The organism is Bradyrhizobium sp. NBAIM14, from assembly GCF_020193895.1.
Classification (GTDB): Bacteria; Pseudomonadota; Alphaproteobacteria; order Rhizobiales; family Xanthobacteraceae; genus Bradyrhizobium; species Bradyrhizobium yuanmingense.
Genome location: NZ_JADYVQ010000027.1, coordinates 58,616 through 64,914, shown reverse-complemented (window position 1 = coordinate 64,914; position 6,299 = coordinate 58,616). Strand labels below are relative to the sequence as shown.

The 6,299-nt window shown below is 65.9% G+C and carries 4 protein-coding genes; all 4 read left to right on the top strand.

Annotated elements, in window-relative coordinates:
* The first annotated feature begins 116 nt into the window (after positions 1-116).
* The 4 genes from I6F28_RS34460 (at position 117) to prmC (ending at position 6,007) form a co-directional block, all read left to right on the top strand.
* Positions 117-1,373 (top strand): aspartate kinase, encoded by a 1,257-nt coding sequence (locus tag I6F28_RS34460; protein WP_036014718.1) that lies wholly within the window; start codon positions 117-119, stop codon positions 1,371-1,373.
* 336 nt (positions 1,374-1,709) lie between these two features.
* Complete coding sequence (gene ptsP / locus I6F28_RS34455) at positions 1,710-3,977, top strand: phosphoenolpyruvate--protein phosphotransferase (RefSeq protein WP_225143330.1); 2,268 nt, start codon at positions 1,710-1,712, stop codon at positions 3,975-3,977.
* A 59-nt stretch (positions 3,978-4,036) separates the two neighbouring features.
* Positions 4,037-5,122, top strand: a complete 1,086-nt coding sequence (gene prfA, locus I6F28_RS34450) for a peptide chain release factor 1 (RefSeq protein ID WP_225113766.1) — start codon at positions 4,037-4,039, stop codon at positions 5,120-5,122.
* Between the two features lie 3 nt (positions 5,123-5,125).
* A complete protein-coding gene (prmC, locus tag I6F28_RS34445) occupies positions 5,126-6,007 on the top strand; it encodes a peptide chain release factor N(5)-glutamine methyltransferase (RefSeq protein WP_225143328.1) in 882 nt (293 codons plus the stop codon).
* Positions 6,008-6,299 lie beyond the last annotated feature (292 nt).

Sequence of the window (6,299 nt, the reverse complement as noted above, 5' to 3'; positions counted from 1 at the left end):
CAGGAACCCGCTTGCCCCCGGCCCCGCCGCTCTGTATACGCGCGGTCGGTGTCCCCGAGGCACCCGTCCAGTGCGGGCCACCATACTGATCCTTATGAAGGAATGCACGCGTCGTCATGAGCCGCCTCGTGATGAAATTCGGCGGCACGTCCGTCGCCAACATCGAACGTATCCGCAACGTCGCACGCCATGTGAAGCGTGAGGTCGATGCCGGCCACGAAGTGGCCGTGGTCGTCTCGGCGATGGCCGGCAAGACCAACGAGCTGGTCGCCTGGTGCACCGAGGCCTCGCCGATGCACGACGCGCGCGAATATGACGCCGTGGTCGCCTCGGGCGAACAGGTGACGTCCGGCCTTCTTGCCATCGTGCTCCAGGGCATGGGCATCCAAGCCCGCTCGTGGCAGGGCTGGCAGATCCCGATCAAGACCAGCGACGCCCATGCCTCGGCCCGGATCGAGGACATCGACGGCAGCGAGATCATCAAGCGCTTCAAGGACCGAAAGGAGGTCGCGGTCATCGCCGGCTTCCAGGGCATCAACCCCGAGACGGGTCGCATCACCACGCTCGGCCGTGGCGGCTCCGACACCTCGGCCGTGGCGATCGCCGCCGCCGTCAAGGCCGACCGCTGCGACATCTACACCGACGTCGACGGCGTCTACACCACCGACCCGCGAATCGTGCCGAAGGCCAAGAGGCTCGACAAGATCGCATTCGAAGACATGCTGGAACTGGCCTCGCAGGGCGCCAAGGTGCTCCAGGTCCGCTCGGTGGAACTCGGCATGGTCCACAACATGCCGATCTTCGTCCGCTCGAGCTTCGATAAGCCCGAGGATATCGACCCGCATGCCAACCAGCCGCCCGGCACGCTGATCTGCAGCGAGGAGGAGATCATGGAAAGCCACGTCGTCACCGGTATCGCCTTCTCCAAGGACGAGGCTCAGATCTCGGTGCGCCAGATCGAGGACAAGCCCGGCGTTGCGGCCTCGATCTTCGGCCCGCTGGCTGATGCCAATATCAACGTCGACATGATCGTGCAGAATGTGTCCGAGGACGGCAAGACCACCGACCTCACCTTCACCGTGCCGGCCGCCGACTTCACCCGCGCCAAGGATACGATTACCGCAGCCAAGGCCAAGATCGGCTATGCGCGGCTCGATACCGCCACCGATGTCGCCAAGATCTCGGTGATCGGCAGCGGCATGCGCAGCCATGCCGGCGTCGCCGCCCAGGCGTTCTCGGCGCTCGCCGGGCGGAACATCAACATTCGGGCCATTACAACCTCCGAGATCAAATTTTCGGTCTTGATCGATACCGCCTATACCGAGCTTGCGGTGCGCACCTTGCATACGCTCTACGGTCTCGATCAGACCTGACGGTCTTTCCGGAAAACCGCTTCGCACTTTTCCGGACAGTGCCAAAAGGCTAATTTTCTCTTAGCGGTCGCAGCAAACGCGAAGGTGTACACACCTTCGCGTTTGGCAGGCGTTTTGCTTGGCAAAACAAGCCTCAATTCGCTATACGGCGGACAGGGTGGGCTGCCGCAGACTGTGTCCCAGTTCAGGCGGCGCTGATTCGGTACGAGCACTCAATCTCCCGTGGATTTGGGCTTGTGCCTGCGCCGGACAAACAATTTGATTGTTTTTCTGGAATTTTGGTCCAGCCGCCGGCCGATATCGCCGGGCCCGGCCGATGGAGGAGATTGACGGTTCATGCGGAGCGCGTCGGGAGGTCCCCGCGTCTTGTTGAGACGGCTCCGCGAGACCATGGCGGAGCAGGTCTCGGCCCAGGAGCGGCTGGACAAGATCGTGGTGCTGATCGCCGCCAACATGGTGGCCGAGGTGTGCTCGGTCTATGTGCTGCGCATCGACAATACGCTCGAGCTCTACGCCACCGAAGGTCTCAACCGCGAGGCGGTGCACCACACCGTGCTCAGCGCCCATGAGGGCCTGGTCGGCCTCGTCGCCAGCGAGGCGACGCCGCTCAATTTGAGCGACGCGCAGAGCCACCCGGCGTTCTCGTTCCGGCCCGAGACCGGCGAAGAAATCTACCATTCCTTCCTCGGCGTGCCGATCCTGCGCGCCGGCAACACGCTCGGCGTGCTGGTGGTGCAGAATCGCGCCAAGCGCAATTATGTCGAGGAGGAGCTCGAGGCGCTCCAGACCACCGCGATGGTGCTGGCCGAGCTGATCGCCTCCGGCGAACTCTCCGCGCTGGCGCAGCCGGGCCAGGAGCCGGCGGCGCGCCATTCGGCGCAGAAAGTCGGTGCCATCCTGTCGGAGGGCATCGCGCTCGGCCATGTCGTGCTGCACGAGCCGCGCGTCGTCATCAAGGACTACATCGCCGAAGACCTGCCGAAGGAGATCAAGCGGCTCGATACTGCGCTCGCCAAGCTGCGTGCCGATCTCGACCGCATGCTGGAGCGCGGCGACGTCGCCGAAGGCGGCGAGCACCGTGAGGTGCTTGAAGCCTATCGCATGTTCGCCAACGACCAGGGCTGGTCGCACAAGCTGCACGAGGCGGTCGCGACCGGCCTCACCGCGGAAGCCGCGGTCGAGCGCGTCCAGTCGGACACCCGCGCGCGCATGCTGCGCTCGACCGACCCCTATTTGCGCGACCGGCTGCACGATCTGGAAGACCTCGGCTACCGCCTGATGCGGCAGCTGGTCGGCCAGGATCATGCGCCCTCGCGCGAGCAGCTGCCCGACAACGCCATCGTCATCGCCCGCGCGATGGGCCCGGCGGCGCTGCTCGACTACGACCGCAAGCGCCTGCGCGGCATCGTGCTGGAGGAAGGCACCGCGAACTCGCACGTCTCGATCGTGGCGCGGGCGCTGGGCATCCCTGCGGTCGGCGAGGTGCCGAACGCGCCTGGAATCGCCGATCCCGGCGACGCCATCATCGTCGACGGCACCTCGGGCTCGATCTATGTGCGCCCGTCGCAGGAGATCGAGGCGGCCTTCGCCGAGCGCGTGCGCTTCCGCGCCCGCCGCCAGGCGCAGTACCTGGCGCTGCGCGACCGGCCCTGCGTCACCAGGGACGGCCAGAAGGTCGAGCTGATGATCAACGCAGGTCTTGCGATCGACCTGCCGCATATCGAGGACACCGGCAGTGCCGGCATCGGCCTGTTCCGCACCGAGCTGCAATTCATGGTCGGTCAGAGCCTGCCGCGCACCAGCGACCAGCTCGCGCTCTATCGCACCGTGCTCGATGCCGCCGGACCTAAGCCCGTCACCTTCCGCACGCTCGATATCGGCGGCGACAAGGCGCTGCCCTATATGGAAGCGGTGATCGAGGAAAACCCCGCGCTCGGCTGGCGCGCGATCCGGCTCGGGCTCGATCGTCCCGGCCTGTTGCGCGGCCAAATCCGCGCGCTGCTGCGCGCCGGCGGCGGCCGCGCGCTGCGCATCATGTTCCCGATGATCTCGGAGGTCGCCGAATTCGACTCGGCCAAGGCGCTGGTCGAGCGCGAGCTCACATACCTCCGCCAGCACGGCCACACGCTGCCTGAACGAATCGACATCGGCACCATGGTCGAGGTGCCCGCCCTGCTCTACCAGCTCGACGAGCTATTGAAGAAGGTCGATTTCATCTCGGTCGGCTCCAACGATCTGTTCCAGTTCCTGTTCGCGGTCGACCGCGGCAACGTCAAGGTCTCCGAGCGCTTCGACACCATGTCGGCGCCGATCATGCGCGCCTTGCGTGACATCGCGCGCAAGGCGCACGCGGCGCAGAAGTCGCTCTCGCTGTGCGGCGAGATGGCCTCCAAGCCGATCGGCGCACTGGCGCTGATTGCGCTGGGCTACCGCTCGCTCTCGCTCTCGGCGACCGCGCTCGGCCCGGTCAAGGCGATGGTGCTCGACCTCGACGCCAAGAAGGCCGAAGCGATGCTGGGCCCTCTGCTGGATGCGCCTGCGGGCAGCGTCTCGATCCGGCAGAAGCTGACGGAATTTGCCGAGGCCGAGGGCCTTGCGTTGTAGCGGGCCTGTCGCCAGCTTCCCGCCGCCCTCGCCTCCTTCCGCACTTTGAGACAGAACCGATGTCGTCACTTCCCGAAGCCAAACTGGACGTCCTGCTCGCGCATCACGCTTCGCTCGAGGCCGAATCGCTCGGACAGCTCGCCTCCGAGCGTTACGTGCAGATCACGCGCGAGCTCGCCGAGCTCACGCCCCTGATCGAGGCGGTGAAGTCCTATCGCGCCGCCGTCAAGGAGCTCGCCGACACCGACGCGTTGATCGCCGATGCCGCCACCGATGCCGAGATGCGCGGCATGGCGGAAGCCGAACGCGACGAGCTCGCGCCGAAAATCGAGGAACTGGTCCAGAAGATCCGCGTCGCGCTCCTGCCCAAGGACGCCATGGACGACCGCAACGTCATGCTGGAAATCCGCGCCGGCACCGGCGGCGACGAGGCTTCGCTGTTCGCCGGCGACCTGTTCCGGATGTACGAGCGCTTCGCCAGCTTGCAGGGCTGGAAGGTCGAGGTGATCTCCGCCAGTGAAGGCACCGTCGGCGGCTACAAGGAAATCATCGCCGAGATCCAGGGCCGCGGCGCATTCTCCAAGCTGAAATTCGAATCCGGCGTGCACCGCGTCCAGCGCGTGCCCGACACCGAGACGCAGGGGCGCATCCACACCTCCGCCGCGACGGTCGCCGTGCTGCCCGAGGTCGAGGACGTCGACGTCGACATCAAGAACGACGACCTGCGCATCGAGACCATGCGCGCAGGGGGCGCCGGTGGCCAGCACGTCAACAAGACGGAATCGGCGATCCGCATCACCCACATCCCGACCGGCATCGTGGTGATGATGCAGGACAGCCGCTCGCAGCACAAGAATCGCGCCTCCGCCATGAACATCCTGCGCTCGCGCATCTATGACGCCGAGCGGCAACGCGTCGAGGCGGCGCGCTCGGCCGAGCGCAAGGAGAAGGTCGGCTCCGGCGACCGCTCCGAGCGCATCCGCACCTACAATTTTCCGCAAGGACGCGTCACCGATCATCGCATCAACCTCACGCTCTACAAGCTGCCGCAGGTGATCGCGGGTGAAGCGCTCGGCGAACTGATCGACGCACTGACGACGGAGCACCAGGCCGCACAGCTCGCTGCGCAAGGCGCGGCGGCCTGAGGCGTGAGCAACCCCTTCACCGGACAATCCATCGAGAGCGCGCGGCGGGCGCTGGCTGCGCAACTGAGATCGGCACGGCTCGACGAAGCCGAGCTCGACGCGCGCATCCTGATCAGTGCGGCACTCGGCCTCGACCTCACCGGCCTGGTCACGCAGGCGGCCCGTCTCCTGACCGCGGCCGAAGCATCGCGGCTCACGCAACATGCACAGCGCCGCATCGCCGGCGAGCCGGTGTCGCGCATTCTCGGGACGCGCGAATTCTGGGGCTTGCCGTTCCGCCTGTCGGAAGCAACCCTGGTGCCGCGCCCCGATACCGAGACCGTGGTTGAGCTTGCGCTCGAGATTCTCCGCGAGCGGGAGGCATCTCACCCGCCGCGGATCGCCGACATCGGCACCGGCTCGGGCGCGATCCTGCTCGCGCTGTTGCACGAAATCCCCGATGCGTTCGGCGTCGGTACCGATCTCAGCCAGAACGCGCTCATGACCGCCAGGGACAATGCCGCGGCGCTGGGACTCGCCGACCGCGCCGCCTTCGTCGCCTGTTCCTACGCCGCGGCGCTCGGTGGCCCGTTCGACCTCATCGTGTCGAATCCGCCCTATATTCCCTCGGCTGAAATTCCGAAATTGAGCATCGAGGTGCGCGAGCACGACCCGCATCTGGCGCTCGACGGCGGCAATGACGGATACGACGCCTATCGCGCCCTGATCCCGCAGGCGAGCGAGCGGCTCGCCCCCGGCGGCGCCCTGGTCGTCGAGGCCGGACAGGGCCAGGCCCAAAATATTGAAACCTTGATGAGGGCCGCCGCGTTATCGCTGGACAGGTCACCCAAGGCCGACTTGGCGGGCATTCCGCGGGCCGTTTCGGCCCGAAAAATGCCCCCATAAAAGCCGGATTGGCCTGCAAAAACCACTTGGAATATCCCGTGGGAACGACTACGTTCCGGTCAACACATCGGTGCCGGCCCCGTAGACCTACGGGCGAAAGCCGGGCTCTCGGGCGAGAGCTTTACTGATTGAAGGTTCCAAGCCGCAGGTCCTGTTGAGCGCGATGGCCAGTGGAGCTGCGCTGCTCTCTCCGACCGCAAGTGAACGAAAGCCTGATATTGCGCTTGAACACTTACGCAAGAAAGCTGGGCTTGTTTCGGCAGGCGAAATGAGTGGGTTCGCTGGCAATGGA

What these genes read in the sequence shown, in the direction of transcription:
- I6F28_RS34460 (WP_036014718.1), top strand. Translation starts at nt 117, where the DNA reads ATGAGCCGCCTCGTGATGAAATTCGGCGGCACGTCCGTCGCCAACATC.
- ptsP (WP_225143330.1), top strand. Translation starts at nt 1,710, where the DNA reads ATGCGGAGCGCGTCGGGAGGTCCCCGCGTCTTGTTGAGACGGCTCCGC.
- prfA (WP_225113766.1), top strand. Translation starts at nt 4,037, where the DNA reads ATGTCGTCACTTCCCGAAGCCAAACTGGACGTCCTGCTCGCGCATCAC.